This window comes from Stenotrophomonas sp. YJH_SMC_29, from assembly GCF_059371235.1.
Window position 1 is genome coordinate 1 of the sequence record NZ_JCAFUK010000022.1, and the last position, 25,581, is coordinate 25,581.

The window sequence follows — 25,581 nt, forward strand, 5'->3', positions numbered from 1 at the left end:
CGCGGGACATCACTTGCGTGCGAACGCCAGCAGGTCGGCGTTGAACTGCTCGGCGTGGGTGATGGTCAGGCCGTGCGGGGCACCGGCATACACCTTCAGCTCGGCATCCCTGATGATCTGCGAGGACAGCTTGGCCGAGGCATCGAATGGCACGATCTGGTCGTCATCGCCATGCACGACCAGCGCCGGCACGTCGATCTTCTTCAGGTCCTCGGTGTAGTCCACTTCCGAGAATTCGTGGACGCAGTCGTACTGGCCCTTGACGCCACCGAGCATGCCCTGCAGCCAGAACGCATCACGCATGCCCTGGGTGACGTTGTTGCCATCACGGTTGGCGCCGAAGAACGGGGTGGTCAGGTCCTTGAAGAACTGCGAGCGGTCGCCGCCGGTGCCCTTGCGGATGCCATCGAAGACGTCCAGCGGCGTGCCGGCCGGGTTGGCATCGGTCTTCAGCATCAGCGGCGGCACCGCGCCGACCAGGACAACTTTGGCCACGCGCTTGCTGCCGTGGCGGCCGATGTAATGGGCCACTTCACCGCCACCGGTGGAATGGCCGACCAGGATCGCGTCCTTCAGGTCCAGCGCCTCGATCACCGCCGCCAGGTCGTCGGCGTAGGTGTCCATGTTGTTGCCATCCCAGGTCTGGCTGGAGCGACCGTGGCTGCGACGGTCGTGGGCGATCACGCGGAAGCCGTTCTGGCCCATGAACAGCATCTGCGGGTCCCAGGCATCGGCAGACAGCGGCCAGCCGTGGGCGAACACGATCGGCTGGCCGGTACTCCAATCCTTGTAGAAGATGCGGGCGCCGTCGGCGACGGTGACGAAGTTGCTCATTGAAGGTTCCTTGGCGGAAGGGAGGGAAGGCATCGGCGGGCTGCCGGTGCCTCCGGCAGTACAGCGCAGACGCGGGCGACGGACTTGCACCGCTGTGGCGGATTGCAGCGGATGTGACGCGTATCGCTCTGGCGGGACCGGTGCCACGTGCCGAGGATGAGCGCAGCCCGCCACTGGAACGCAGGATGCCTGCCATGCGATGGTCGCTGATGCTGTGCCTGCTGCTGCCCATGGCGGCGCCGGCCCAGACCCTTGTCTACAAATGCGTGGACGGACCGCATCCGGTCTACCAGCAGACGCCCTGCCAGGGGCGTGCGGCGTGGCGCTGGGACGTGCCAGCAGAGCAGTCACTGTCCCGCGGCGCTGCGGCTCCCGTGGTTCCGGCACCGAAGGTGTCCGTCCGGCCGCGGCGTGCGACGCGGGCCCGGGGCGCGTTGATCACGATCAGTTCGGATGCGGTGGCCTGTGAGCGCGCGCGGCGCCACCGCGAGCAGGCGCTGCTCAAGCGCCGACGCACCGACTTCATGCAGCGCCGGCAATGGGACGACGCGGTGCATGACGCCTGCCGATGAGGCGGCGGCGCGAACATGCCGGAAACAACAACGGCGCCCTGGGGCGCCGTCGTGTGCAATGCCGTGAGCGCAGGTCTCAGCGACCGTCGCTGGCCGCGGCCGGTGCGGGCAGGCTGTCCGGCTTGGGCAGACTCAGCTCCGGGTTGCCCTGTTCGGCCTGCAGGATCTGGATGCGGCGCTGCAGGGCATCCAGCTGGCTGTTGGTGCTCTGCACGTCGGTGCTGAGGCTGACCGCCTGCTGCTGGGCCTGCTGCAGGGCGGCACTGACCTGTGCCGACTGCGCCTGCTGCTGTTCCATTTCCTGCTGCAGGGTGCGCAGGCGTTCCTCGTTGTACGCCACCAGGCGCTCGGTGTAGCGCTTGCCCGCTTCAAGGCGGGTGGTGTCGATGTAGACCTGGGCCAGCTGTTCGGACTGCTGCGCGAAGGTGCGATAGACACGCTCGGCGTTGTCCACCGCGTCGGTCTTGATCACGCGCCAGAAGTTCTTCTCCTGGAACAGGGCGACGTAGTAGGTCAGGGTGTTGGCGTTGAACAGCAGGCTGGCGCCGTAGTTGCCGTTGTAGGTGGTGCGCAGCTCGGTCAGCTGGCGCGAATCCATCAACTGCTTGAGCTCGTCCACGGTGTTGCGCACCACCGGCGCGCTGCGCGCCGGTTCGGCGGCCGCCTCACGGTCGCCACGGGCCGCCATCGCCGCCGGTGCCACCAGCATCATCGCCACGGCCAGCACTGCCGCGCTGCGCGCGGACCGGGCGAAGACCGCGCCCCCTGAAGTTTCTCGCATGTCTAGACCATCCACGGATGAGTGTGGGTTGAGTTGAAGGTGGTTCCCCGCCGGGAGTCTAGCATGGGCGCGGGCGCCGCCAAGGGCGCCCGTCACGGCTCGATTTCAGTAGACCAGCTGTGCGGCGCTGCACTGGATCGACTGCACGTTGACGTCGGTCCGGCCCAGTTCCAGGCCAAGCACGCTGGCCAGCAGGTTGGTCAGCAGGGTGCCGACGCTGTTGAGCACCGGCCGCAGTGCGGCCAGGATCGGCTTCAGCAGCGTGCACAGCAGCCCGCTGCAACTGACACTGCCGTCGGGGTTGGCGACGCCACTGCCGCCGGCGCCATCGAGGAAGCCGGCCGGTGCGGTCTGGATGTACGACGCCAGGTTGTTGCGCACGCAGCCGTTGTAGTCGATCAGGTTGCCGAGCAGGCTGTCGCAGCGGTTGATCAGCAGGCCGCCGACCAGCGAGCCCAGCAGCCCGTCGAGGACGCCGAGGCCCTGGCCGGTCACCGTCACCTTCAGCGCATCCCAGACCGGGCCGTCCTTGTGGCAGGTGGTCAGGTTCAGCAGCCCGCACGCATACGGCAGTCCCCCCGGCACGGTCCAGCTGTTGAGCGGCGCCAGCTGCTTGCTGGGATCGCCATCGCGCAGCAGGGGAATCAGTTTGTCGACGTCGTAGCGGGTGTTGGGCGGGAACGCCGCCTGCAGGTAGCGGTCGGCCAGCGCCTTGGCGGTGTCATTGGCGCTCATGCCCTGCTTGGGCGAGCTGAGCATGCCCGACAGCACGCGCAGCAGTTCATTGACCAGGCCGGAGACCGCGTCACCGACCGCGAGCGGATTGATCCGGGTGGATCCGGTTTCGCCAGCGGCCAGGGTCAGGTTCTGCGAACTGGTCAGGGCGGGCAGGGTGATCCTGTCGTTGATCAATGGCTGGCCCAGCAGCTTCAGCAACTGTTCGTTCTGCAGGGTGGCGTCGCAGACATTGGCCTTGGAAAAGCGCTGTGCAGGGTCGACATTGCCGACGCAGGCGCGCAGTACCGACGCGTCCACCTGGATCGTCGCCTTGGGGGGACTTGCGCCGCACTGGATGCCGGTCAGCGTGCCCATGCCGTTGGCGATATCGACGTGCAGCGGCAGATGCAGGCGGGTGCCGAGCAGGTTCAGCAGCGGCCCCAGCGCGAACAGGTTGTTGCTGTCCACGTCCGCCAGCAGCCGGACCTGCGCGTTGTAGGCACGGCTGCCGACGCCGCCGATGGCGATCGAAGGTGGCTCGACCACGCCGGCCTGGATCTTGATGCCCAGCAGGTCCAGTCCCTTGACTGCCACGCCGTTGCCGTCGTTGGCGATGGAGATCGCGGTGTTGATCAGGTTGAGCACGTTGATCTGTGATTCCAGTGCGCTGCCGACGGTGCCGTCAGGCGAGACGACCTCGGCGAACAGGCCACCGCCGCCGGACTGGCTGCCAAGCACGATGTTGAGCTTGTTGATGTCCAGCTGGGTGGCGACCAGGTCGGACAGGGCGCGCAGCTGCGCGCCCACCGTGGAGTCGCGGCCGACCACGGTGGCGGTGGCATCGACCAGCTGCGCCAGCGAAACCTTGTTGACCGACAGCAGGCGGTTGAAGTCAGCCACGCTGAGGTTGGCGCTCACCGGGATGTTGAGGGCCTTCAACAGGCCCGAAGGGGTGACGTTGGCCTGCGCCAGGCCGTCATAGGACAGCACGGTGGCATTGGTGACGTCCAGGCCGACCAGGCGCAGGGTCGACAGCAGCACAGAATCGCCATTGGTGCGCAGCAGCTGCGAACCGACCGCGAACACCGCCGTGGGCTCGGCGCGGCGAGCCACCGCCTGCACGCTTACCGTGGGCAGGCTGGCATTCTGGCCGAAGAACGGCAGCACGCTGCGCTCGGCGATTACCTGGACCGCATTGCGCGGGTTGCTGGCATCGACGCTGGCAACGAAGCGGTTGCCGGTGCTCCGGCTGGCGCTCCAGTTGCCGCAGCGGATCTGCAGGGTGCCGGCGAACCTGTTCTGGGCCAGTGCGTTCTGCCGGGCCGCGCTGTTGTCGCTGTTGTCCGCGGTGCACAGCTCCAGCCGCTGTGCGCCGGCCAGCGCCGCCAGGTCGGCCACTTTCTGCGCATCACGCTTGGCCCAGAACAGGTAGCCGATCTCGACCAGGCCCAGCATGGCCAGCAGCGCCAGCATGACCAGCATCATCGTGACCGACATGCCGCCGCGCGGGCGGCTGAAGCTGAACTGGCGTGCGCGTCTCATGACCGACCTCAGCGTCCGGAGGAAGCGGCGTCCTTGGACCGGGCAACATCGGTCTCAAAGAAGTCCGGGATCTCGTGCTCAAAACTCTTCAGGTACCGCGCATAGCTCAACGTGGCCTGGTCACCCAGGATCGGCAGGCGCTGGCCAGCGTGCTGCCCGGACGCCTGCAGGCGGAACAGGTTGCGGGTGGCCTCGCCGCTCTGCAGGCGCGTGCGCGGTGCCGGCGGCAGGGGTGCGACGTTGGTTGCGACGGTTGCCGGTGGCGCCACCCTCCTTCCGGCCGGCGCGGGCAGCTCCACGGTGGGCAGCGGCTCGGCCTGCATCGGCGCGGTGGCCGCTGCCGACGGCGACGGGCCGCCGAGCATCTGTCCGGTCAATGGCGGCTGCTGTGCCTGCACGGCACCGGCAACAAGCACGCAGGACAGCACAGGCAACAGGCGTCGGGTCAGGCGCATCGCGGTCATGGTGTGCTTCCGGTCGGGTGATCGGTGGCGCTGAAGCGTTCCAGCATCGACGCTGGCAGGCGCTGTGGATTGCGCGGGTCAGGTGGGTCGCGTTGCGGTTCTGCCGCCAGCCGCGTGCTGCCGGGCGCGCGTCCGCTGCCTTCGCTGGCAGTGCGCGCCGCCCCTGGGGCGTTGACGCTGGCAGCGGCCTGGCGCTGCTGCAGGCGCGTGCGGATCTGCTGGGCCTGCTGCTGGATGCTGCGCCGCGTTTCTTCGGTGAGGTTGGCCTGCACCGACAAGCGCTCTGCGGTGGCGGCGTCGCCACGCAGTACCGCCCAGAGCGCGAGGTTGGCAGTGGCCTTGGCGTTACCGGGCGAGAGTTCCAGCGCCTTGGCCAGCGGCTCGCGGGCCTGGTCGAACTGGCCGGCACGCAGCCGTGCATAGCCCAGGTCACCCAGGTAGTCGGTGTTCAAAGGCTGCAACTCGGTCGCGCGCGCCAAGGCCCGTTCGGCGCCGCCGTCGTCATCGTGGCGTGCGGCGATCAGGCCCAGCCCATGCGCGGCGGCGGCCGCCTGCGGTCCGCTGGACAGCTCGCGGTACAGCGCGGCTGCGGCGTCGGACTGGCCGGTCTCGCGCAGCGCGTCGGCCTGCAGCAGGCGCAGGGCCGGGCGATCGCCGTAGCGTTGGCGGAATGCCTCCACATGGGCCAGCGAGGCGTACCAGGCGCCCTGCTGCTGCATGCGCTCGATCAGTTCCAGATACGCGTTGCGGCTGTCCTGCGGGTCCGGTTCCGGTGGCGCAAGGCTGGGCGCCCGCACGTACTTCGGAGTGGTCGAGGCGCAGCCGCTGGCCAGGGCGGCGAGGGCGACGGCAAGCAACACGGCGGTGGTGCGCAGGGCAGGCATCAGGGCGATCCCATCTTGGACAGGGTGGTGGCCAGCGCGACCAGCGCTGGACCGGCAAGCACCAGCATCAACGCCGGCAACAGGGTCAGCATCATCACCACGGTCATCTTCACCGACAGCTTGCCGACCTTCTCCTTCAACGCGTTGCGGCGCTGTTCGCGCAGGCGGAGGCTGAACTGGCGCAGCGGTTCCTGCACCGCGCCGCCATGCGCATGCACCTGCAGGATCAGCTGCATCAGGCTGGCTAGGTCGTCATCGGCGTAGACCTCGCTCAACCGCCGCAGTGACTGTGCGCGGGTACGGCCGTGGGTATAGGCCACATTGGCCTCCTGCAGTTCGCCGCCCAGCACCGGCAGCGCATCGCGCAGCTTGTCGCCCAGCGTCTGCAGGCTCTGGTCCATGCTGAAGCCCACGCCCTGCAGCAGGCGCAGCAGGTCGATCAGCAGGGGCAGCTCGTTCTCGACTGCGCGGCGGCGGCGCTTGACCCACGACGACAGCACGAACTTGGGCAGCAGCAGCCCGGCCGCCAGCGCCCCGATCACCACCATTACCCGGGCCAGTCCGTGCGCGCTGCTGAACGCCAGTGCCAGGGCCAGCACCAGCAGCGCAAGCAGCAGGCGCAGGCCGAGATAGATGGCGGTGCCACGGCGCGTGTTCCAGCCGGCCAGGTCCAGCAGCAGCTTGTCCTCGTTGGCCAGCAGCGCCGCCTCCAGGCGGCCGCCACTGAGCGAGCGGCCGAAGCGCTCGATCCAGCCCAGCGAGTCGCGGCGCGTGGCTTCGGTGTCGCGCGCGTCGTCGCGCGGCTGCAGGGCGGTCTTCAATGTGGCCGAGGTGCGGTGCTCGCGATGGCTGCGCACCCAGCCGGCAATGCCGAGCAGGCCTACACCGGCCGCCAGCACCAGCAGCGACAGGGCAAACCAGGCGCTGGCACTCATCGGGCACCTCCGGGGTGGCTGCGGGCGGTCATAGCGATTTGGCCAGGCGATACAGCAGGAACGCCCCGAGCAGCTCCAGGCCGAGCGCGATCAGCAGGATCCGGTGTCCCAGTGGGTCGTGCAGCACCGGCTGGAAGAATGCGGGGCTGGAGATCGCCATCAGCACGGCACTGGCCGGTGGCAGCAGGCCCAGCACCCAGGCCGACATGCGCGTTTCCGAGGTGGTGGCTGCCAGTTCCTGCTGGGCCTGTTCCAGGTCGCGCATGAAATCACCCATGCGCTGCAGGATCTGGTCGGCCCGGCCGCCGATGCGCACACTCACTCCGATCACCACCGCCAGCACTTTCAGCACGTCCATGCGATAGGGCTGTGCGGCCAGGCTCAACGCACGGTCCAGGTCCATGCCGCTGCGTGCGTAGCGCACCGTGGTGTCCAGCAGGCTGCGCAGCGGCGCGCTGGTCTGCATCGAGGACACCTGGAACGCCGCCTGCAGGCTGTTGCCCAGCGCGGTCAGGCGGACCAGGTTGTCGAGGAAGTCCGGCATCTGGTGCAGCAGCTGCGCGCGCAGTCTGGTGATCCGGCGCATCACCCACAACCAGCAGCCCAGCAGGTACAGCAGCAGGGTCAGCGGGAACATCCAGGCCGTGCCCAGACGCATCGCCGCAATGATCGCAAGCGCCAGTCCCGGCACCAGCAGCATCAGGGGCAGCTTCCAGCCCGGCTGCAGCCCAGCGCGCTGCAGCACGCCGTCCCAGGGCAGCACCCGGTTGCCGCTGCTGGCCGGACGGGCCGGGTCGTTGGCCGCGGCAACGGAAGGGCCGGCCGGGACCGCGCCGGTCGCGCTGCCGCGCGCCAGCTGCTGCTCGGCATGCTGCAGCGAGGCCTGGCGCTGCTCGCGGCTGCTGGCAGCGCCCCACAGCCAGACCGCCAGCGCCAGCAGCACCGAGATGATGCTCAACACGCCCAGCAGCAGGCCGGTGCCCATGCTCAGAAGTCCCCGTAGAGCGATTCACGCAGTTGCTGGCGGAACGGCTCCAGCTTGTGCGAGTGCGGATGGAAGCCCAGGCCGATCCAGCGGTCGGTCTCGCGGCCGGCGGCGTCGATCTGCACTTCGTGGCGGAACATTTCCTGGGTGGTGATCAGGTTGTCGCTGACCCCGGTGATCTCGGTGATCGAGACCAGCACCCGGCGCCCGCTGCCCAGCCGCGAGATCTGCACGATGAAATCGATGGCGCTGGCAATCTGCCGGCGCAGGCTGTCCTCGCTGCCCTGGAAGCCGGCAAAGCCGGCCAGCATCTCGATGCGGTACAGGCAGTCGCGCGGCGTGTTGGCGTGGATGGTGGCCATCGATCCGTCATGGCCGGTGTTCATCGCCTGCAGCATTTCCAGCACTTCGGCGCCACGCACTTCGCCGACCACGATGCGGTCAGGGCGCATGCGCAGGCTGTTGCGCACCAGATCGCGGATGCTGACTGCGCCCTGGCCCTCGGCGCCGCCGATGCGGCTTTCCAGGCGCACCACGTGCGGGTGGTTCAGCGAAAGCTCGGCCGTGTCCTCCACGGTGATGACGCGCTCGCTGGGTGGTACGTAGCTGGCCAGGGCATTGAGCAGCGAGGTCTTGCCCGAACTGGTGCCGCCGGAGACCAGGATGTTGCAGCGGCCCAGCACCATCGCCTTCAGCAGGGCCTGCATCGGCGCGTCGAACGTGCCCTTGGCGAGCAGTTCGTCGGGGGTGAACGGGTCCTTGCGGAACTTGCGGATGGACACCATCGGGCCATCAACCGCCAGCGGCGAGATGATCGCGTTGAGGCGGCCGCCGTTGGGCAGGCGCGCGTCGACCATCGGGTTGGAATCATCCAGCCGGCGGCCCAGCGGGGCAAGGATGCGGCGCAGGATGCGCAGCAGGTGGGTGTCATCGGTGAAGCGCTGGGTGGCGCGCTTGAGCTGCCCCCCCTGCGAAACGTGCACATCCTTGAAGCCGTTGATCAGGATGTCCTCGATGGAGGGATCATGCAGCAGGTCGTCCAGCGGGCCGAAACCGGTCAGCTCCTTGACCAGCCCCTCGGCGACCACCTGCATTTCTTCCTCGTTGATCGGGATGCGCCATTCCTGGATGAAGCCCACGGTCTGCACCTGCACCCAGCGGGCAATGGTGTCGGGGGCCCAGGAATCGATGTCGATGCGCTCGTCCTCGATGCTGTTGAGCAGATGCTCGTGCGCGGCCGACAGCACCTTCTGGTACTGCTCGGTCTGCGCGAACGGCAGGTGGCCCGGCGGACTCTCGGGCAGCACCGGGCGGGCAACGGCATGCGGGAAAGGAGTTACCTTGTCTTCCATTGCGATCCACCCAGGGCAAGGGAGAGTCTTTCCCGCAGGCCATGCGGCTGGACCGGGCAGGCGGCCGGGTCCAGCCGTGGCACGAGCGGGGCGAGGGCACGCAGGTAGGGATCGCGTGGCGCATCCTGCAGCAGCAGGTGGCCCTGGCTGGCAGCCAGGCGCACACGCGGTCGTTCAGGCAGTGTCGCCAGCAACGGCACTTCGAAGCGGCGCGCGATCTGCTCCGGGCTCATGCCGCTGCTGTCGTCGTGGCGGTTGATCACCAGCTGCAGGCGCTTCTCGCGCTCGCGCTGGCCGGCCAGGTGCTTCAGCGCCTGGTCCAGCGAGACCAGCGTGGCGATCGACGCATCGGTGACCAGCCAGATCTCGTCGGCCTGGTCCAGCAACAGCGGCGGCAGCTGCCGCAGCGGGCAGCCGCCGGCATCACACAGCACGCTGGCGAACACCCCGCGCAGGCGCTGCAGCAGCGCGCCAGGGTCGGACGGCGGCACGGCGTCACTGCCGCCGGCACGGTCCAGCAGCACCAGCCCGGAGTCATGGCGCGCCATCGCGGTGCGGGCGAGGGTGGCGTCGATGCGGCTGGCGTTGCGCAGCGCATCCTCATAGTGGAAGCGGCTGTCGAGATTGAGGTACAGCGCAAGGTCACCGGACGGCTGTGCCAGTTCCATCAGCAGGCCGTCCTGCTGCACTGCATCGCCCTGGGCCAGGGCCCGCGTCTGCTGCGCCAACACCGAGAGATGCGCGGCCAGGGTGCTGGTGCCGACGCCGGCGCGCACGCCCAGCAGCACGATCAGGCGCGCCTTGTGCGCGTTCTGCGCAACTGCGGCCGGGCGTGGTGACAGCGCACGGCGCAGGGCGGCCTCGATGCCGGCGTTGTCGCTGTCCAGGTCCAGCACATCGCGCAGGCCGGCGCGCAGGGCAATCACCACGCCTTCGACCTGGCCGGCGCTGGTGGCGCCGACCGCGACCAGCGCCAGGTCCGGTTGGGTCTGCTGCAGCTGCTGTGCCAGCACGCTCGAGGCAGCCGCGTGCTCGGGCCGGAAGTCCAGCAGCACCAGGCTCTGCGGGCCGCGTTGCAGGTCCTGCGCCGAGGTCGGCGCACTGCTGTCCTGCCAGTGCAGGCTGGTGGTCGGCGGCAGCTTGGCGGCCAGCCGGGGCAGCAGTTCGCGGTCGATGCCGTACAGGACCAGGTTCATCGGCGGTCCTTGCGGATGCAGCGGCTGGGCGGTGGCGTAGGGCATGGGCGTGGTTCCGCAGGCGTCATGGAGGTCAGCGCGAGAAGCCGGGCACGGGGTCCTGGCTGACCGGCCCCAGCAGCCAGGAACCCCATTCGGGAAGATGCGGCTTGGCTTCGCGCTCGCCGGGCAGCGGCAGTTCGGTGTTGCGTGCCAGCGGCTGCACCAGGCGCGGGGTGACGATGATCACCAGTTCCTTGTCCTGGCGCTTGTAGTCGAAGTTGCGGAAGAACGAACCAATGATCGGCAGGTCGCCCAGCAGTGGAATCTTGTTGACGTTGGAGACGATGTTGGAGCTGACCAGGCCGCCGATGACGAAGCTCTCGCCATCGCCCAGCTCGACCGTGGTGTCGGCGCGGCGGGTGGTGATCGAAGGGATCTGCACGTTGTTGAGCACGATCGCGTTGCTGTAGTCCAGATCGCTGGCCTCCGGTGCCACCTTCAGCGCGATCCGGTTCGCGGCCAGCACGGTCGGGGTCACGGTCAGGCCGATGCCGAAAGGCTTGTAGGTGATGGTGGTCGTGCCCAGTCCCTGCGGTTCCAGGATCGGCAGTTCGCCACCGGCCAGGAAGCTGGCGCTTTGGCCGGACAGTGCCACCAGCGTCGGCTCGGCCAGCACGCGCGCCATGCCATTGCTCTGCAGCAGTTCGACATCGGCATTCCACAGCCCCTTGGTCGAGCCGAACACCAGCCGGAACGCCGAGGAAATGGGCGACGCCGCTTCGTTGCTGCTGTTGCCTTCCTTCATGCCGGGCAGCAGGCCGGTATTGCCGGGCAGGCCGGTGCCGGGCCGTGCGAAGCCATAGGCGAAGCCGCCGTTGCGGTTCTGGAAGTTGATGCCGATCTGCTTCATCGCGGTCTTGTTGAACTCGACCACCTTGACCTCGACCTGGACCACGCCACCGCTGCTGATGGTGGATGTATCGGCAAGGACCCCATCCTTGCCCAGCGCCATCGCTGCGGTGCGCTGCGCCTGCATGTGCGAGAGCACGCTGTCGGTGTTTCCCTGCAGCAGGCCCTGCTGGTCCTGCTGGGTGAACACCAGGTCGTTGCCGCCGGTACGCGCGGCGCCCTGCACGGCGCTCTCCACCCTTACCGTCAACCGCTGTGGCTCGGCCTGCCTGCGGTGCCACAGCAACAGGGTGGTGGTTCCGGGGGTCTTGCCGACCAGCAGCGCCTGGCGCTGGCCGCGCAGCATCACGAGGTCGGCCACGCCGGGGTCGGCAATGGCCACGCGCTCCAGGTCGGCCGGCAGGGTCCACGGCCGCTGCTCGCGCGCCTGCAGCACCAGATCGTCGGCGGCCACGCTCGTTGCCGGTGCCAGCAGCACCAGCAGCAGGGCCAGCCAGCGCTGGCGGGGGGAGATGCGTGGACGGCAGCGGCGTTCGGTCATGGATGCACTCGATGCAGGTCAGAGGGAGCCGCGAGGCGCGGAGCTGTCGCCGCGGATGATCTCGATGCCGGACGCGCGCGGCGCGCTGCGGCGTGGCGCCGGCGCCCGGGCCGGTGCGTCGGCGCCGGTGCGCGCCGGCGCCGTGCCACGGCCGGCCAGCGCATCGCTGTCGATGCCGGCGAAGGCATGGTTTTCCGGGCGCTGAAGTGCCAGCTGCTGCTCCGCATCCAGCCCGCGCAGGGGATCGATCACGCCGCGCGACTGCGGAAACAGCGCCAGGTCGGGCTGGCCGGTGTCGGCGGGATTGCGCAGTGCCAGGAACAGCTTGCCTTGCTGGGCGCCCAGCAGCAGGCGATTGGCATCGGCCACGGGCACGGCCAGCACCGCACTGCGCGCGGGCTGCGCCGGCTCAGTGTTGTTGGCACGGCTGCTGCCGCTTCCGGTGATGTCGGCTGCGCGTGGATCGTTGCGGGTGTCGACGTCGCTGCCGGTGGAGACCTCCGTGGCGACCGGCGCAATGTCCTGCTGGCCGTAGCTCAGCACGCGCAGACGCGACAGCAGCAGGCGCGTCTGTCCGGCTTCGCCGGGGCCGTTGACGCTGGGCTGGGCGTTGCGCAGGTTGAGGAAGACGTCGACAAAGTCGCCAGGAAGGATGCGGTTGCCAGCACCAACCAGTTCGTCCACGGGCACGGCCAACGCGCGCTCGCCCGGCCGCAGTTGCAGCGAGAAGCCCTGTGCCAACGCGCTGCTGCTGATCGGGCTGCCTTCGGCGATGTCCTGCACCGGCACTTTGCCGACCACGGCGGCGATGCTGGTGGCGGCGCCGGCGACCGGCGTGGTGCGCTGGGCCAGGCGCAGGCCGTTGGCGCTGATCGGCTCGCCCGCGGGCAGGCGTGCCACGGCTTCCACGACGGTGATTGCCTGCGCCTCGGTGTGGGCCACCGGCGCGACTGTGGTGGGTGCGGCCGGCTTGCGTCCGATCATGAAGGCGACCAGCGCCAGCAGCACGGCCAGGCCTATCAGGGCAATGGCAGCGATGCGGGTCAACTTGAGCATGGAATCGTCTCCAAAATACCGATCATCAATTGCCGCTGCCGAGATCGAGCTGGGCGACCGCGACGCTGCGGATGGGGGCCTGCATCACCCACCGGTACAGCGTTGCGGTGCCGGGCAGGAAGGGATGGCTGGCGTAGTCGTAGCTGACAGTGACGGTCATGCACTGTGCCGTGGCCAGGCCGGCGCACGGTGCCTGCGCCGACACCACGATGGCATTGCTGCCGCCTGCGCTGCAGTCGACGTTCTGCTTGGAAAACTGCAGCAGCCACTGCATCGATGTGCGCGCGGCGACACAGGCGGCGGTGCGACGTTCGCCGGCTGTGCCGTAGCGCAGCGAGGCACGCGCACCTTCGGCCGAGGCGGTGGCCAGGGTCTGCTGCGCCGCCATGATCATCACGCCGGAAAACGTGAAAAGCAGCAATGGCAGCAGGCCCAGCATCAGCATCAGGGCGAACTCGATGCTGGCGGCGCCACGTTGCAGGCGAGGGCCGTGAACGTTCATGGTGCACCTCCGTAGATGCGGACCAGCACCCAGCCGATGGCCGCCAGTGCCAGATACGCCGCATAGGGAATGCCGCGTCGCCCCTGGCGGGCGGCCTGCATGTCGCGCAGCGCCGGATGGGATTGCCACTGCGTGCTGGTGCGGCTGACCTGCATCTGCAGGTGCCCGGGCAACAGCACGCCCAAGCGGCGGCCCGCCAGCACCACCGCCGCGTGCACTCCGGCGGCGAGGCTGGCCACCAGCCAGACCGGCAGCAGCGCCTGCCAGCCCAGCATCAGCCCCAGCACTGCGAAGAACTTCACGTCGCCGGCGCCCATCCAGCGCAGGGCGTAGAACGGCAGCAGCGCCAGCAGGCCGAGTACCGCGCCAGCGACGTGGGGCAGCCAGGGCAGGCGAGGTGCGCTGAACTGGCCGGCGGTGATCGCGAGCGCAGCGATGACGCCCGCAGCCACCAGCCAGGCATTGGGCACCCTGCGGGCGTACAGATCACTGATCGCGATCCGCAGGCACACGCCGATGGCCAACAATCCCAGCAGTGTCATCGCACACTCCGTCGTCCGTCACTGGACGGTCTTCACCTGGTTCCCTGCCCCCCGTGGCCGCGGGCCTCAAGGCGGCCCGCGGTCGCCGCTTAGGTCGTCGAGCCGGACGCCTTGGTGGCCAGTGCGGAGAGGTTCTTGAACAGCGTTTCGAAGAACCCCTTGATCTGGTCGTTGCCGACCGCGATCAGGACGCCAGCGATGACGGCAGCCAGCAGCCCGTACTCGAGCGCGGTGACACCGTCTTCTTCCTTCAGGAATTTGCGGACCGATGCGTTCATGACCAATGTCTCCCTCTACCTGTCTGCGGATGCAGTACACCTGCGTTGGGCGGTGGCCCGGCTCCGCCGGGATCGTCCGTGGCCCCCGCACGTCCTGGCGGGGGAGGCACGGCGGGACGGGCCCGCCGTGCTCAAGCAGGGTGATCGTTTCCCGGCGGGACACGGGCCGCGCGGTCGCGACCGCACGGCGCAGGGCCGTTGGTCGAGGCATCCGATGATGCGTGCTTGGTCATGCTGTCCCCTGGGTGCGGCCGGATCAGATGGCCGGATCACCGTGGTATCGACTTTGCCTGAATGGAAGTTGGCTGCAACAGGAACCTATATGCAAATTCGGCAGAAACCCCGCTGCCCTGAAACTTTCAGATTGTTTCTGTGACGCAAATCCATTCCCAGGCAAAACGATTCATCGTCGTGTAGATAATGTGATTCCGCATGCGAAAACCATGCCAGCGGCTCCGACATTTTCTTCACCTGTGTATCTACTTTCTTCATGCCGGTCCATGGCTTTACCGCTGCGGATTATCGGGCATACTCGCATTCAAGCTCTTGCATTGATTTGTACGATCGCATCGACGCCGGCGCGGCTGGCGTGGCAACGGAAATGGATTCTGGATCGTTGTGCGCCCTGTCAGGCAGTGGGGGCCGCAGCGGATGGCGGATCAACGGGGGGACAACACTGTCATGGTCGATGGTGGGGTAGGAGACAGCGACGACAGCGGCCTGCGGTCGATAGACCTGGCGACGCTGGGCGGGGTGCTTCGTGTCTGTGATGTCGAACTGCTGCTGCTGGATGGCAACGGGCCACGTGCGGCGTTTGCTTCGCGCGTGCACGAGGAAGCCCTGTTCTGCAGCATCAGCTGCGGTTTCCATTGCCGTGGCCGCTTCATGCTGCCACCGGACTGGGCGATGCTCGGTTACCTGCACGCCACGGATGAAACGCAGAGCTGGTGCCACGGCGTACCGCTGACGGCGGGCATGGCGTTGACGATCATGCCGGAGGGCATCAGTGAGTTCACCCTGAGCCCGGGCACGCACATGACCCTGATGCTGGTGCCGGTGGCGCGGGTGCAGCGCAAGCTGACCGAGCTGAGCCTGCGCAGCACGCCACCGGCCGGCCAGGCCCTGTCACTGTTCACCCTGGGCAGCGGCCACGCCGCTGGCGCGCCATTACCAGCAGCTGCACCTGCAGCTGGGGCAGGGCGCCGGCCTGCAGCCGGAAGAAACCGAGCATCTTCTGCACGAGCATGTGCAGGCCCTGCTCGGCGCAGGTGCGGCGGATCGCCCCGGGTGCAGCCGCGCGCGGCGCACGCATTATCTGATCGCGCAGCGGGCAGAAAACTTCATGCGGCTCAACCTGCGCCGCAACATCTACATGAATGAAATATGCGATGCCGCCGGTGTCAGCGAACGCGGCCTGCGCTACGCGTTCGAGGACCTGTTCGGCACTTCGCCCAATCGTTATCTCTCCATGCTGCGCCTGTGCGCGGCGTGCCGCAGCCTGTCGATGGCCGATTCCAGCCGTCGCTCGGTGAAGGCCATCGCGCTCAGCTGCGGCCTGTGGGACCTGTCGCGCTTCGCTGACAATTACCGCAAGGTATTCGGCGAGCTGCCGCGCGACACCCTGATGCGCGCCCCCGCGCAGATCGGCCAGCCGGCCTGAGCCAAGCCCAGCAAGCGTTTACCTGGCATTCGTGCCGGAATTGCGCATCCGCTTGCCGATCGTGTTGCCGCTTCTGCATAACCGGCTGCCGATTCCGGCCGTGGATTTGCCGGAATGCGCGATTGCCGTGCCGGATTGAAGTGCGCCAGATCCGTTGCAACCGCTGAAATGTCAGTCACCTGCCTCGCGGCAAGTCCACTGACATTCCAGTTGTTCGTCTACGGGGGAAATGCTCATGAACCGCATCTACCGGCGTGTATGGAACCGCCAGCTCAATGCTCTGGTGGTGGCCTCGGAACTGGCCACCGGCGACAGCGGTGGCAGTGCCGCACGTGATCCGCGCACATCCCTGCTGATGCCCACCGCGCTGGCTCTGGCACTGTTGTGCGTGCTGGCCAGCGGCCACGCAGGGGCATCGGAGACCAATCAATCGCTGCGTGACCTGCAGGCGCTGGCTGCCAAGTATGCGCAGCCGATGCCGGTCAAGGTCGACGCGGAAGTCGCCCTGGCCGCTGCCGCGCGACAGGCGCAGAGCAGCCCGGCACTCAGCGCGGACGCCCGCGTGGGCCTGCAGTTGAACACCACGTCGCTGCCGCTGGTGCGCGACGTGCTGCCGGCCACGGTGCAGGTGAAGCTGGCAGCGAACACCGCGCCGAAGCAGATTGCCGTGCCGGCGCTGGCGGCCGATGTCCGCGCCAATGTGGGCCTGGGCAACGCCGCGGCCAACGCGGCACAGGTGGATGCGTCGCTGGCCGCGCACGTTGCGCCGGGCGCGCAGTCAACCGGGGTTGTTGTCGCTGCTGGGGCGCGCGCCAAGGCCAAGGTCGGCGTCGCCGGTCGTCAGATCGCTTCGCTTGATGCGGGTACGCACGCCTCGGCCGGCCCGCAGGGCGCAACCGCTGGGTCGCTGCCCGGGCTGGACACCACACTCGACAGCCGGACCGACGCGCGCCTGGCGGTAGCCGGCCATCACATCGACGGGCAAGGCCAGGCCAGAGCGACGGCGGCCGTCCGCTTGCCGGCCAAGGAAGAGTTGCCGGGTGAAACCCACGATCGTGCCATCAGCGCCGCGTTCGACACCGGCGCCGCCGGCAAGGTGCGCGTGCAGGCGCCGGACGGCCAGGAAGTCGTTGCCGACCGCAACCTGAAGCTGGCTGGGCAGACGGCCGTCGCCGCGCAGCACAGTGCGCTCGGGGTTGGCAATCTGGTGGGCGGCGCCGTGGGCGCCGTGGGCGGCACGCTGCAGGGCGCTGCCGCTGCGGTCGGGAGCACGGTGGGTGGCGCGCTCAACAACACAGTCGGTGCGGTCGGTGGCGTAGTGGGCGGTGCCCTCAACGGCACGGTTGGCTCTGTCGGGAGCACTGTGGGTGGCGCACTGAATGGCACCGTCGGCACGGTCGGCAGTGCAGTGGGCGGCACGCTCAACAACACGGTCGGTGCTGTCGGTGGCGCAGTGGGTGGCGCACTCAACGGCACCGTCGGCACGGTCGGCAGTGCAGTGGGTGGCGCACTGAACGGCACCGTAGGCTCTGTCGGGAGCACCGTGGGTGGCGCACTGAATGGCACCGTCGGCACGGTCGGCAGTGCAGTGGGCGGCACGCTCAACAACACGGTCGGTGCTGTCGGTGGCGCAGTGGGCGGTGCCCTCAATGGCACGGTTGGCACGGTAGGAAGCGCAGTGGGTGGCGCACTGAACGGCACCGTCGGCTCTGTCGGCGGCGCGGTGGGCGGCACGCTCAACAATACGGTCGGTGCGGTCGGTGGCGTAGTGGGCGGTGCCCTCAACGGCACGGTTGGCTCCGTCGGGAGCACTGTAGGTGGCGCACTCAACGGCACCGTCGGCACGGTCGGCAGTGCAGTGGGTGGCACGCTCAACAACACGGTCGGTGCGGTTGGCGGCGCAGTGGGCGGTGCCCTCAACGGCACGGTTGGCTCGGTAGGAGGCGCAGTGGGTGGCGCACTGAATGGCACCGTCGGCACGGTCGGCAGTGCCGTGGGTGGCACGCTCAACAACACGGTCGGTGCTGTCGGTGGCGCAGTGGGCGGTGCCCTCAATGGCACGGTTGGCACGGTAGGAAGCGTAGTGGGTGGCGCACTCAACAGCACCGCCGGCACGATCGGCAGTGCAGTGGGCGGCACGCTCAACAACACGATCGGTGCGGTCGGTGGTGCAGTGGGCGGTGCCCTCAATGGCACCGTTGGCTCTGTCGGGAGCACTGTGGGTGGCGCACTGAATGGCACCGTCGGCACGGTCGGCAGTGCAGTGGGCGGTGCCCTCAATGGCACGGTTGGCTCAGTAGGAAGCACCGTGGGTGGCGCACTGAACGGCACCGTCGGCACGGTTGGCAGTGCAGTGGGCGGCACGCTCAACAACACGGTCGGCGCGGTCGGTGGCGCAGTGGGCGGTGCCCTCAATGGCACGGTTGGCACGGTAGGAAGCGCAGTGGGTGGCACGCTCAACAACACGGTCGGTGCGGTCGGTGGCGTAGTGGGCGGTGCCCTCAACGGCACGGTTGGCTCTGTCGGGAGCACTGTAGGTGGCGCACTCAACGGCACCGTCGGCACGGTCGGCAGCGCAGTAGGTGGCGCACTCAACGGCACCGTCGGGACGGTCGGCAGTGCAGTGGGCGGCACGCTCAACAACACGGTCGGCACCGTCGGTGGTGCAGTCGGCGGCATTCTCAACGGCACCACGGGCAGCCCCGGCACTGGCCTGGGCGGCGTGCTGGGTAGCACGCTGGGCAACGTCGGCAGCGCGGTGGGCAACCTGCTCAACGGCAATCTCAATGGCACCGTCGGCAACCTCGGCAGCGCCGTGGGTGGCCTGGTGGGTGGCACGCTCGGCAGTCTCGGCCTGACCCAGCCGTCGGCGATCCCGCCGACCAGTCCGAAGGCGCCGGCGCCGGCTGACCCGAATGCCGGCCTGATCATCGGCACCGGCGGCCTGGTCGGCAATGTCGGCCAGCTGATCGGGCCGACCACCACCAGCCTGTTCGGCGGCGATGGCTACGTCAGCAACGGCAATCTCAAGCTGAGCAACGCCAACGTCATGCAGACCTATTCGGCGGTCAACGTGCTGGGTCTGCCGGTGGTCAACCTGTCGCCGGTCGGCAGCACCCTCAATGGCCTGGGCGGCGCGGCCACGGGCGGCAGCTCGCACCTGACCCTGATCGGTGGCGTGACCTCCGACAGCTACATCTACAACATCAACAACGGCAATCCCGGTGGCCTGCTCGGCCTCCTTCTGCCGACCGATTCGCCGGCGTGGGCGGCCAAGTGCCTGGACATCGCGCTGGCCGACATCTCCTGCTGGGCCGTCAACGCCGCGCAGGACTACCAGGTGCTGATGGGTGACGGCGCCTTCGCCAACGGCTCCAAGGAAGTGGTGATCGGTGCCAACGCACGGCATGAGCTGCCGAAGGTCGATGCCAACGTCGCCTTCCCCGGTGATGGCGTGAACGATCCCAGCAACCCGACGGGCGTGCCGACGGCCGACTATGCCGCGCGCATGGGCCATTCGGTGATCGTCGGCGACAGTGCCGTCGGCACCGCCAACGGGCAGACCCTGCTGGGTGCCGAGTCCACCTCCAACCAGGCCAATTCGGTCGCGCTGGGCTACCGCTCGGCCGCACTGCGTGGTGCGCAGGCCAGCTACAGTGCCTACGGCCTCACGGCGCCGCAGGTGTCGGCCGGTGAAGTGTCGGTGGGCACCGCCGGCGGGGGCGAGCGCCAGATCACCAACGTGGCTGCGGGCAGCGGCAACACCGACGCGGTCAACGTCGCGCAGTTGAAGGGGGCCATCAGCCTGATCAATGGCGTGGCGGATGCGGCAGTGACCTACGATCTGGACGCCGGCGGCAATCCGAACTATCGCCGGGTCACCCTCGGTGCAGGCACGGGCACCACCACCATCGGCAACCTCGCCGCCGGTGCGGTCACCGCGGGCAGCCTCGAGGCCGTCAACGGTGGCCAGCTGGCGGCAACCAACAGCGCCATCGCCAGCTTCTTCGGTGGTCGTGCAGCCTTTGACCCGGCCAGTGGCATCTTCACCGCGCCGCTGTTCGAGATCAGCACGATCTCCACCACCGGCGCCATCGCCCAGGGCCTGTACACCAACGCCACCGATGCCTTCGCGGCGGTGGATGGTTCACTGGTCAACCTCAACACGCAGATCACCGATATCCGCAACGGCGGTACCAAGTACCTGCGGGTGAACTCGACCGGTACCGAGGCTGTGGCCAGCGGCGCCGATTCGATTGCGGTCGGCACCAATGCGCGGGCGACGGCGGCCAACAGCATCGCGGTGGGTGCGGGAAGCCTTGCAGATCGTGCCAACACGGTTTCCATCGGTGCTGCTGGCGCAGAGCGTCAGGTCGTCAACGTGGCGGCCGGTACCGCGGCCACCGATGCGGTCAACGTAGGACAGTTGCAGGCATCGGAGCAGGGCGCGCTGCGCTACGACCTCAACGCCGATGGCAGCGTCAACTATGCCAGCGCCACGCTGGGCCAGACCGGCACCGCCACCACGCTGCGCAACCTCGGCCCGGGCCAGGTCAGCGCCACCAGCAGTGAGGCCATCAACGGGGCCCAGCTGTTCGCCGCCAACCAGGCGGTGGCCACCCACCTGGGGGGTGGCGCCACAGTCGATGCCAACGGCGTGCTGACCGCACCGACCTACTCGATCAACAACGTGGCCGCCAACGGCACCATCACCCGGGGCAGCTACAACGATGTCGGCACCGCCTTCGATGCGGTCAGCAACTCGCTGGCCAACGTTGCCGACCAGACCGGCGAGATCGACAAGCTGGCCGTGAAGTACGACGTCGATGGCGCTGGCAACGTGCTCAACAGCGTGACGCTGACGGGTACCGGCAGCGGCGCGGTGAAGATCACCAACGTGGCCGCCGGCAGCATCCTGGCCGGCAGCACTGATGCCATCACCGGCGACCAGCTGTTCAACACGAACAGCACCCTCGCCAACTACTTTGGTGGCAGCACCGCCTACAACGGCAGCACCAATGTGTGGACCGCGCCGACGTTCAGCATCTCCAGCATCGCCACCGATGGCACCTTCACCAGTGGCGATTACAACAACGTCACCGCGGCCTTCACTGCCGTGGACGGTTCGCTGAGGATCCTCAACCAGCGCATCAGCAACGGCGGCGGTGGCAGTGCCTACCTGGCGGTGAACTCGACCGCGGCGGCGGCAAGCGCGGCCGGTGCCGAAGCGGTGGCCGTGGGCCCGCAGGCCAGTGCAGCCGGCGCCAACAGCGTGGCGGTCGGCAACGGGGCCAGCAGCAGCGCCGGCAACAGCGTGGCGCTGGGTGCAGGTTCGGTGGCCAGCGTCGGTGCGCAGAGTGGCTATACCGGGGCTTACGGGCAGGCCGGCGCCAGCAGTTCCGCTGGCGAGGTGTCGATCGGCAGCAGTGGCAGCGAACGCAAGATCACGCATGTCGCCGACGGCTCCGATGACCATGATGCGACCAACGTCGGCCAGCTGAAGAACGGCGTGAACTACGCCATCGACCAGTCCAAGGCCTACACCGACCAGAAGATCCAGAACATCACCAACGTCGCCGGCAGCTTCCGTGCCAACAACACCAACAACCTGGCCGACCCATCCGCCAGCGGTGCCAACTCGGCCGCCGGTGGTGCAGGCTCCAGCGCGGCCGGGGCCAACGCGACCGCGCTGGGCAATGGTTCACAGGCGCAGGCCGACAACTCGGTGGCGCTGGGTGCGGGCTCGGTGGCCAACCGTGCCAACACGGTCTCGGTGGGTGCCAGCGGTGCCGAACGCCAGGTGGTCAACGTGGCCGACGGTTCGCAGGCCACCGACGCGGTCAACGTGCGCCAGCTGCAGGCCTCGCAGCAGGGCACGATCCGCTACGACACCACGGTCAATGGGGCCACCAACTACAACAGCGTCACCCTTGGCAGCACCAGCAGCGGGCCGACCACGGTACGCAACGTCGCTGCCGGTACCGCCGGTACCGACGCGGTCAACGTGGACCAGCTGAAGTCGGGCATGGCGCAGACCCTGGACTGGTCCAAGGCCTATACCGATGAGCGCATGGGCGGCTTCGAGCGCGACCTGCGCAAGACCGACAACCGCGCCTCGGCCGGTATCGCTTCGGCGATGGCCACCGCCGCCCTGCCGCAGCCCAGTGAAGCGGGCCGCAGCATGGCCTCGATCGCGGCCGGCAGCTACAACGGCGAATCGGGCGTGGCGGTGGGCATCTCCGGTGTCTCCGAAGGCGGTCGCTGGATCTACAAGTTCAGCGGTTCGACCAACAGCCGAGGCGAGGCCGGCGTGGCCGTCGGTGCCGGCATCCAGTGGTGATCCCCGCGGCCGGGCCGCACGCGCGGCCCGGCATCGCGGAAACGTCTACAGGGGGAATGACATGAAACCGCATCGTATCGCCCGCGCCGGCCGGTTCGCCGCAACGCTGGGCCTGGCCCTGGGAATGGGCCTGCTTGCCGCGTGCCGCAGCCATGCGCCGGCCGCCGAGGGTCCGGCCGACGCCACCACCGTGCACTTCCCGGAGGTCTCGAAGGCCTCGCTGAAGGAAGGCATCTATCCCGACGTTGCCGACCTGCGCCGGTTCGCACCGGGCATGAGCAAGCGGCAGCTGTACACACTGCTGGGTACGCCGCATTTCAACGAAGGCATGTGGGGCGTACGCGAGTGGAATTACCTGTTCAATTTCCGCACCGCACAGGGCGCGGAGTACTTCACCTGCCAGTTCCAGGTCCGCTTCGACAGCAAGGGCACTGCGCAGGCGGGCTACTGGAAGCCGGAATCATGCGCGGCCGTACTCGAGCCGCCGCGGCCACCGGCACCACCGGCACTGGCGCCGGCGCCGCTGCCGGAACAACCGCTGCGGCTGTCGGCCGACGCGCTGTTCGGCTTCGACAGCGCAGTGCTCAGTGCCGAAGGGCAGCGCGCGGTGCAGGGCATCCTGGCGCAGGTACGCGAGGCCGCACAGGTGCAGTCGATCCGGGTGACCGGCTACACCGACCGCATCGGCAGCGCCAGCTACAACCAGGCGCTGTCGCAGCGGCGTGCCGAGGCGGTGCGCGCCGCGCTGGTGCAGGGGGGCGTGCCGGACACCAGCATCAGTGCCGAAGGACGTGGTGCCGCCGAGCCGATCGTGCAGTGCGCGCAGCGCAACCGGCGTGAGCTGATTGCGTGCCTGGCACCGAACCGGCGCGTGCAGATCGCCGGCATGGCGCAGCCGCGTTGAATTTCCTGCGCCGGGGCAATGCCCCGGCATCCCGAGTCCCCCCTGACTGCCGGCAGGCGTGGCAACGTCTCCCCCGTCGTCCACGCCTGCCGGCGGCTCAGGTCTGCAAACGGTGCACGTGATGAATGCCCAATTCCTGCCCCTCTCCATGAAGACGGAAGCCACTCTCAGCGTGTACGGGCAGCTCGGCAACCACGCCGTGGTGCGCATCCCCGGGCGGCGACTGCCAGGCCTGATCCTGCAGGCCGATACGGTGGCCGGTTTCCTGGCCCAGCTGCAGGAAGCGCAGGCGTGCCTGCGCAGCGGCCGGGCCCAGCGCACCGATGCCGAGCTGGACATGCTGATCGACGTGCTGCAGCAGTGGTACGCGCTGATCGAATCGCGCCTGGCCGACGCCGGCGAGGCGCTCTAGAAGAAAAAGGGGACGGAGGGGATTAAGTCGTTCTTGCCCCAGCTGTGCCGGAAACGACTTAATCCCCTCCGTCCCCTTTTCCTGTATCAGGCGCGGGCGCGTACCTGCCAGCATGCGGCGTCCACGCGCACGCGGTCGCCCTCGATGAACGGTGCGAATGCCGCCAGCGCCCTGGACAGCAGTGGATGGGCGCGTTCGTCCGGCAACGTCCGCAATGCCATGCCCAATGGGCCCAGTTGGCCGACATAGGTGGGCAGGTCGTCGCGGGCGAGCGCGCAGGGCAGGTCCACGGCAGTCACCTCCACATCGTTCCAGCCGGCCGCCTGCAGCAGGCGCTGCACGCGTTCGCCATCGGCGAAGGCGAACTGTCCCGGCGCGCCGGGCACGCGGGGCGGCAGATCCAGCGCATCGCCGATGGCGCGCTCGGCGGTGGTCATGAACGGGTTCTCCTCGGCACTGCGCCAGGCAATGAAGTGCAGGCCGGCGCGGGGTCGTGCCGCGCGGCGCAGGTTGGCGAAGGCTGCCTCGGTATTGTCGAAGAACATCACCCCCAGCCGCGACTGGATCCAGTCGAAGTGCGCGGAAGGCAGCGGATGCCGCTGTGCATCGGCAAGGATGAAGTCAGCCGCCCGTCCGGCGGCCTCGGCGCGTTGGCGGGCCAGCGCCAGCATCGGCGCGGAAATGTCCAGCCCCGTGCAGTGCGCCGCCGGGCGCGCTGCCGCTGCGGCCAGCAGGCTGGCGCCGGTGCCGCAGCCGATGTCCAGCAGTTGCGTGACGGCCTGCGGCAGTTCGGCGGCCAGCAGGTCGGCCATCGGCTGGAACAGGCCATCGAGGATGGCCTGCTGTTCGACCCATATCTGGCCGCCGGGACCGTTCCACAGGGTGTTCTGATCAACAGGGGATGTACTGGCCATGGCCTTGCCTCGCCGGGAAATTGGCCCTAGGTTGGCGCTTGAAGGTGACTTGAGGTCAAGCCCATGCGTGAACTGGATATCGGCGAGGTGGTCAAGCGCAGCGGCGTGCCGGCCTCGACCCTGCGCTACTACGAACAGCTGGGGCTGTTGCAGGTACTGGGCCGCCGCGGCCTGCGCCGGCAGTACGACGCGCAGGTGCTGGAACGGCTGGCGCTGATCGGCCTGGGCCAGGCGGCCGGGCTGTCGTTGCAGCAGATCGGTGCATCACTGCCGTCGCCGCAGGGATGCATCTCACTCGACCGCGAGGCACTGCTGGCACAGGCCGAGGTGCTGCAGCGGCAGATCACCCGGTTGCAGCGGGTGCGCAGGCACCTGCAGCGCGCGGCGGCCTGCCCGCAGGCGGAGGATGCCCGCAAGTGCGGTTCGTTCCGGAAACTGTTGCGCGCGCAGCAGCGGATGGGCGGTTGAATCAATCGCGGGTACTGACTTCCCAGGTGGCATGCAGCACGCCCGGCACGTGCTCCATCCGCGCCAGGACGAGGTCCAGCTCGTCGGCGCTGACCGCCGTACTGACCAGCACTGCGATCACGTCGGTGGGCGCGTCGGCATGCTCGACCAGCTGTACGTCGCCCACCGGATACTGCGCCGCCTCCAGCGCGTCGACCAGGCGCTCGCGCACCCGCGGCACCGCTTCGGCGTCCACGCTCAGGCGCACCTCGTAGGTGGCCTCGGTCGCCGCCTCGTTGATCGGGATGCGGTTGATCGCATTGACCAAGGGCCGAAGCAGGGTGTTGCCGGCGATGATCAGCACGGTCAGCAGCACGCCCTCGGCCAGCATGTCCGCGCCGGTGCAGCTGCCAACGGCCGCCGAGCACCACAGGGTGGCGGCCGTGTTCAGGCCGCGCACGTTCATGCCTTCCTTCATGATCACGCCGGCACCCAGGAAGCCAACGCCGGAAACCACGTAGGAGATCACCCGTACCGCCTCGGCACTGCCGGCGATGCGCATGCCGAGGTCGACGAAGGCGGCGGCGCCGACCGCGACCAGCACATTGGTGCGCAGGCCAGCCGTGCGCTGCCGGTACTGGCGCTCGGCACCGATCAGGGTGCCCAGCACGAAGGCAGCCAGCAGGCTGACGACGGTGTCGGCGAAGGGGCCCGCCTGGAAGGTCTCGATGAAGCGCATGGCCGGAGTCTATCGCGTCGAAGTGACAGTAGCTCCACGCCATGCGTGGATATCCGGGATGTCGATCGCCAGGGTGCCGGAAACGACTTAATC

22 protein-coding genes and 1 pseudogene are annotated in these 25,581 nt (G+C 68.5%); 6 read left to right on the plus strand and 17 right to left on the minus strand.

The genetic code is table 11. The features are described 5' to 3' along the window. Nucleotides 1-9: 9 nt before the first annotated feature. Entirely contained in the window at nt 10-834 is an 825-nt protein-coding gene (locus AC5P9I_RS18925; RefSeq protein ID WP_130767958.1) for an alpha/beta fold hydrolase, read from the minus strand. A gap of 185 nt (nt 835-1,019) precedes the next feature. On the opposite strand from AC5P9I_RS18925, the gene AC5P9I_RS18930 reads away from it, so the two are divergent. Then, nucleotides 1,020-1,406 (plus strand): hypothetical protein, encoded by a 387-nt coding sequence (locus AC5P9I_RS18930; RefSeq protein ID WP_130767959.1) that lies wholly within the window; start codon nt 1,020-1,022, stop codon nt 1,404-1,406. Between the two features lie 76 nt (nt 1,407-1,482). Here AC5P9I_RS18930 and AC5P9I_RS18935 read toward each other — a convergent pair whose 3' ends face one another. The 14 genes from AC5P9I_RS18935 to AC5P9I_RS19000 all read right to left on the minus strand — a co-directional run bounded on the left by AC5P9I_RS18935 (nt 1,483) and on the right by AC5P9I_RS19000 (nt 14,942). After that, on the minus strand, nt 1,483-2,187 hold the full coding sequence (locus tag AC5P9I_RS18935; protein WP_049470692.1) for a DUF2968 domain-containing protein: 705 nt from the start codon (nt 2,185-2,187) through the stop codon (nt 1,483-1,485). Nucleotides 2,188-2,292: 105 nt separating this feature from the next. After that, nucleotides 2,293-4,446, minus strand: a complete 2,154-nt coding sequence (locus AC5P9I_RS18940; RefSeq protein ID WP_130767960.1) for a TadG family pilus assembly protein — start codon at nt 4,444-4,446, stop codon at nt 2,293-2,295. Between the two features lie 8 nt (nt 4,447-4,454). Continuing rightward, the gene (locus tag AC5P9I_RS18945) at nt 4,455-4,910 is read right to left on the minus strand and encodes a DUF3613 domain-containing protein (RefSeq protein ID WP_130767961.1); all 456 of its coding nucleotides are present in this window, start codon (nt 4,908-4,910) and stop codon (nt 4,455-4,457) included. Then, a complete protein-coding gene (locus AC5P9I_RS18950; RefSeq protein WP_074725349.1) occupies nt 4,907-5,794 on the minus strand; it encodes a tetratricopeptide repeat protein in 888 nt (295 codons plus the stop codon). Before AC5P9I_RS18950 ends, AC5P9I_RS18945 begins: the two co-directional genes overlap by 4 nt. Continuing rightward, nucleotides 5,794-6,729, minus strand: coding sequence for a type II secretion system F family protein (locus tag AC5P9I_RS18955; protein ID WP_057493760.1), 936 nt, complete (start codon nt 6,727-6,729; stop codon nt 5,794-5,796). The genes AC5P9I_RS18950 and AC5P9I_RS18955 overlap by 1 nt, the downstream gene beginning before the upstream one ends. Nucleotides 6,730-6,757: 28 nt before the next feature. Next, on the minus strand, nt 6,758-7,714 hold the full coding sequence (locus tag AC5P9I_RS18960; protein ID WP_049467647.1) for a type II secretion system F family protein: 957 nt from the start codon (nt 7,712-7,714) through the stop codon (nt 6,758-6,760). Between the two features lie 2 nt (nt 7,715-7,716). Beyond that, the gene (locus AC5P9I_RS18965) at nt 7,717-9,066 is read right to left on the minus strand and encodes a TadA family conjugal transfer-associated ATPase (protein WP_049467645.1); all 1,350 of its coding nucleotides are present in this window, start codon (nt 9,064-9,066) and stop codon (nt 7,717-7,719) included. Then, nucleotides 9,051-10,307: a CpaE/TadZ family protein gene (locus tag AC5P9I_RS18970; protein WP_049467643.1), complete on the minus strand. Its 1,257-nt coding sequence runs from the start codon at nt 10,305-10,307 to the stop codon at nt 9,051-9,053. Before AC5P9I_RS18970 ends, AC5P9I_RS18965 begins: the two co-directional genes overlap by 16 nt. 28 nt (nt 10,308-10,335) lie before the next feature. Next, nucleotides 10,336-11,694 (minus strand): type II and III secretion system protein family protein, encoded by a 1,359-nt coding sequence (locus AC5P9I_RS18975; RefSeq protein WP_049467641.1) that lies wholly within the window; start codon nt 11,692-11,694, stop codon nt 10,336-10,338. An 18-nt stretch (nt 11,695-11,712) separates the two neighbouring features. After that, the gene (gene cpaB, locus AC5P9I_RS18980) at nt 11,713-12,750 is read right to left on the minus strand and encodes a Flp pilus assembly protein CpaB (protein WP_049467640.1); all 1,038 of its coding nucleotides are present in this window, start codon (nt 12,748-12,750) and stop codon (nt 11,713-11,715) included. A 25-nt stretch (nt 12,751-12,775) separates the two neighbouring features. Continuing rightward, nucleotides 12,776-13,252 carry a TadE/TadG family type IV pilus assembly protein gene (locus AC5P9I_RS18985; protein ID WP_049467638.1) on the minus strand — a complete coding sequence of 159 codons (477 nt, stop codon included), beginning with the start codon at nt 13,250-13,252 and terminating at the stop codon, nt 12,776-12,778. Next, entirely contained in the window at nt 13,249-13,794 is a 546-nt protein-coding gene (locus AC5P9I_RS18990; protein ID WP_130767962.1) for an A24 family peptidase, read from the minus strand. Before AC5P9I_RS18990 ends, AC5P9I_RS18985 begins: the two co-directional genes overlap by 4 nt. A gap of 89 nt (nt 13,795-13,883) precedes the next feature. Continuing rightward, complete coding sequence (locus AC5P9I_RS18995; protein WP_049467634.1) at nt 13,884-14,072, minus strand: Flp family type IVb pilin; 189 nt, start codon at nt 14,070-14,072, stop codon at nt 13,884-13,886. 519 nt (nt 14,073-14,591) lie between these two features. Then, complete coding sequence (locus tag AC5P9I_RS19000) at nt 14,592-14,942, minus strand: hypothetical protein (protein ID WP_235644242.1); 351 nt, start codon at nt 14,940-14,942, stop codon at nt 14,592-14,594. Here AC5P9I_RS19000 and AC5P9I_RS19005 point away from each other — a divergent pair. From AC5P9I_RS19005 to AC5P9I_RS19020, 4 genes and pseudogenes are all read left to right on the plus strand, one after another. Continuing rightward, nucleotides 14,826-15,732: pseudogene (locus AC5P9I_RS19005) on the plus strand (AraC family transcriptional regulator). The gene AC5P9I_RS19000 and the pseudogene AC5P9I_RS19005 sit on opposite strands and share 117 nt — an antisense overlap. A 235-nt stretch (nt 15,733-15,967) precedes the next feature. Next, entirely contained in the window at nt 15,968-22,072 is a 6,105-nt protein-coding gene (locus AC5P9I_RS19010; RefSeq protein WP_235644238.1) for an ESPR-type extended signal peptide-containing protein, read from the plus strand. A 61-nt stretch (nt 22,073-22,133) separates the two neighbouring features. After that, the gene (locus tag AC5P9I_RS19015; RefSeq protein WP_049464501.1) at nt 22,134-22,976 is read left to right on the plus strand and encodes an OmpA family protein; all 843 of its coding nucleotides are present in this window, start codon (nt 22,134-22,136) and stop codon (nt 22,974-22,976) included. Between the two features lie 121 nt (nt 22,977-23,097). Next, entirely contained in the window at nt 23,098-23,388 is a 291-nt protein-coding gene (locus tag AC5P9I_RS19020; RefSeq protein ID WP_014037513.1) for a DUF6959 family protein, read from the plus strand. Between the two features lie 86 nt (nt 23,389-23,474). On the opposite strand, the gene AC5P9I_RS19025 is transcribed toward AC5P9I_RS19020, so the two are convergent. Continuing rightward, nucleotides 23,475-24,302, minus strand: a complete 828-nt coding sequence (locus tag AC5P9I_RS19025) for a class I SAM-dependent methyltransferase (protein ID WP_074725345.1) — start codon at nt 24,300-24,302, stop codon at nt 23,475-23,477. Nucleotides 24,303-24,365: 63 nt separating this feature from the next. Here AC5P9I_RS19025 and AC5P9I_RS19030 point away from each other — a divergent pair, with 63 nt between their 5' ends. After that, nucleotides 24,366-24,770 (plus strand): MerR family transcriptional regulator, encoded by a 405-nt coding sequence (locus AC5P9I_RS19030; protein WP_049464503.1) that lies wholly within the window; start codon nt 24,366-24,368, stop codon nt 24,768-24,770. 1 nt (nt 24,771) lies between these two features. Here the strand turns inward: AC5P9I_RS19030 and AC5P9I_RS19035 are convergent, their stop codons facing one another. Beyond that, nucleotides 24,772-25,488, minus strand: coding sequence for an MgtC/SapB family protein (locus AC5P9I_RS19035; RefSeq protein ID WP_049464505.1), 717 nt, complete (start codon nt 25,486-25,488; stop codon nt 24,772-24,774). Nucleotides 25,489-25,581: the final 93 nt, after the last annotated feature.

Bases quoted from the DNA above. Each gene is read 5' to 3' on its own strand.
- AC5P9I_RS18975 (WP_049467641.1), bottom strand. From the start codon at position 11,694: ATGACCGAACGCCGCTGCCGTCCACGCATCTCCCCCCGCCAGCGCTGG.
- AC5P9I_RS18930 (WP_130767959.1), top strand. From the start codon at position 1,020: ATGCCTGCCATGCGATGGTCGCTGATGCTGTGCCTGCTGCTGCCCATG.
- AC5P9I_RS19010 (WP_235644238.1), top strand. From the start codon at position 15,968: ATGAACCGCATCTACCGGCGTGTATGGAACCGCCAGCTCAATGCTCTG.
- AC5P9I_RS18945 (WP_130767961.1), bottom strand. From the start codon at position 4,910: ATGACCGCGATGCGCCTGACCCGACGCCTGTTGCCTGTGCTGTCCTGC.
- AC5P9I_RS18965 (WP_049467645.1), bottom strand. From the start codon at position 9,066: ATGGAAGACAAGGTAACTCCTTTCCCGCATGCCGTTGCCCGCCCGGTG.
- AC5P9I_RS18990 (WP_130767962.1), bottom strand. From the start codon at position 13,794: ATGACACTGCTGGGATTGTTGGCCATCGGCGTGTGCCTGCGGATCGCG.
- AC5P9I_RS18970 (WP_049467643.1), bottom strand. From the start codon at position 10,307: ATGCCCTACGCCACCGCCCAGCCGCTGCATCCGCAAGGACCGCCGATG.
- AC5P9I_RS18985 (WP_049467638.1), bottom strand. From the start codon at position 13,252: ATGAACGTTCACGGCCCTCGCCTGCAACGTGGCGCCGCCAGCATCGAG.
- AC5P9I_RS19015 (WP_049464501.1), top strand. From the start codon at position 22,134: ATGAAACCGCATCGTATCGCCCGCGCCGGCCGGTTCGCCGCAACGCTG.
- AC5P9I_RS18940 (WP_130767960.1), bottom strand. From the start codon at position 4,446: ATGAGACGCGCACGCCAGTTCAGCTTCAGCCGCCCGCGCGGCGGCATG.
- AC5P9I_RS18960 (WP_049467647.1), bottom strand. From the start codon at position 7,714: ATGGGCACCGGCCTGCTGCTGGGCGTGTTGAGCATCATCTCGGTGCTG.
- AC5P9I_RS18955 (WP_057493760.1), bottom strand. From the start codon at position 6,729: ATGAGTGCCAGCGCCTGGTTTGCCCTGTCGCTGCTGGTGCTGGCGGCC.
- AC5P9I_RS18995 (WP_049467634.1), bottom strand. From the start codon at position 14,072: ATGAACGCATCGGTCCGCAAATTCCTGAAGGAAGAAGACGGTGTCACC.
- AC5P9I_RS19030 (WP_049464503.1), top strand. From the start codon at position 24,366: ATGCGTGAACTGGATATCGGCGAGGTGGTCAAGCGCAGCGGCGTGCCG.
- AC5P9I_RS18935 (WP_049470692.1), bottom strand. From the start codon at position 2,187: ATGCGAGAAACTTCAGGGGGCGCGGTCTTCGCCCGGTCCGCGCGCAGC.
- AC5P9I_RS19020 (WP_014037513.1), top strand. From the start codon at position 23,098: ATGAATGCCCAATTCCTGCCCCTCTCCATGAAGACGGAAGCCACTCTC.
- cpaB (WP_049467640.1), bottom strand. From the start codon at position 12,750: ATGCTCAAGTTGACCCGCATCGCTGCCATTGCCCTGATAGGCCTGGCC.
- AC5P9I_RS19000 (WP_235644242.1), bottom strand. From the start codon at position 14,942: ATGGAAACCGCAGCTGATGCTGCAGAACAGGGCTTCCTCGTGCACGCG.
- AC5P9I_RS18925 (WP_130767958.1), bottom strand. From the start codon at position 834: ATGAGCAACTTCGTCACCGTCGCCGACGGCGCCCGCATCTTCTACAAG.
- AC5P9I_RS18950 (WP_074725349.1), bottom strand. From the start codon at position 5,794: ATGCCTGCCCTGCGCACCACCGCCGTGTTGCTTGCCGTCGCCCTCGCC.
- AC5P9I_RS19025 (WP_074725345.1), bottom strand. From the start codon at position 24,302: ATGGCCAGTACATCCCCTGTTGATCAGAACACCCTGTGGAACGGTCCC.
- AC5P9I_RS19035 (WP_049464505.1), bottom strand. From the start codon at position 25,488: ATGCGCTTCATCGAGACCTTCCAGGCGGGCCCCTTCGCCGACACCGTC.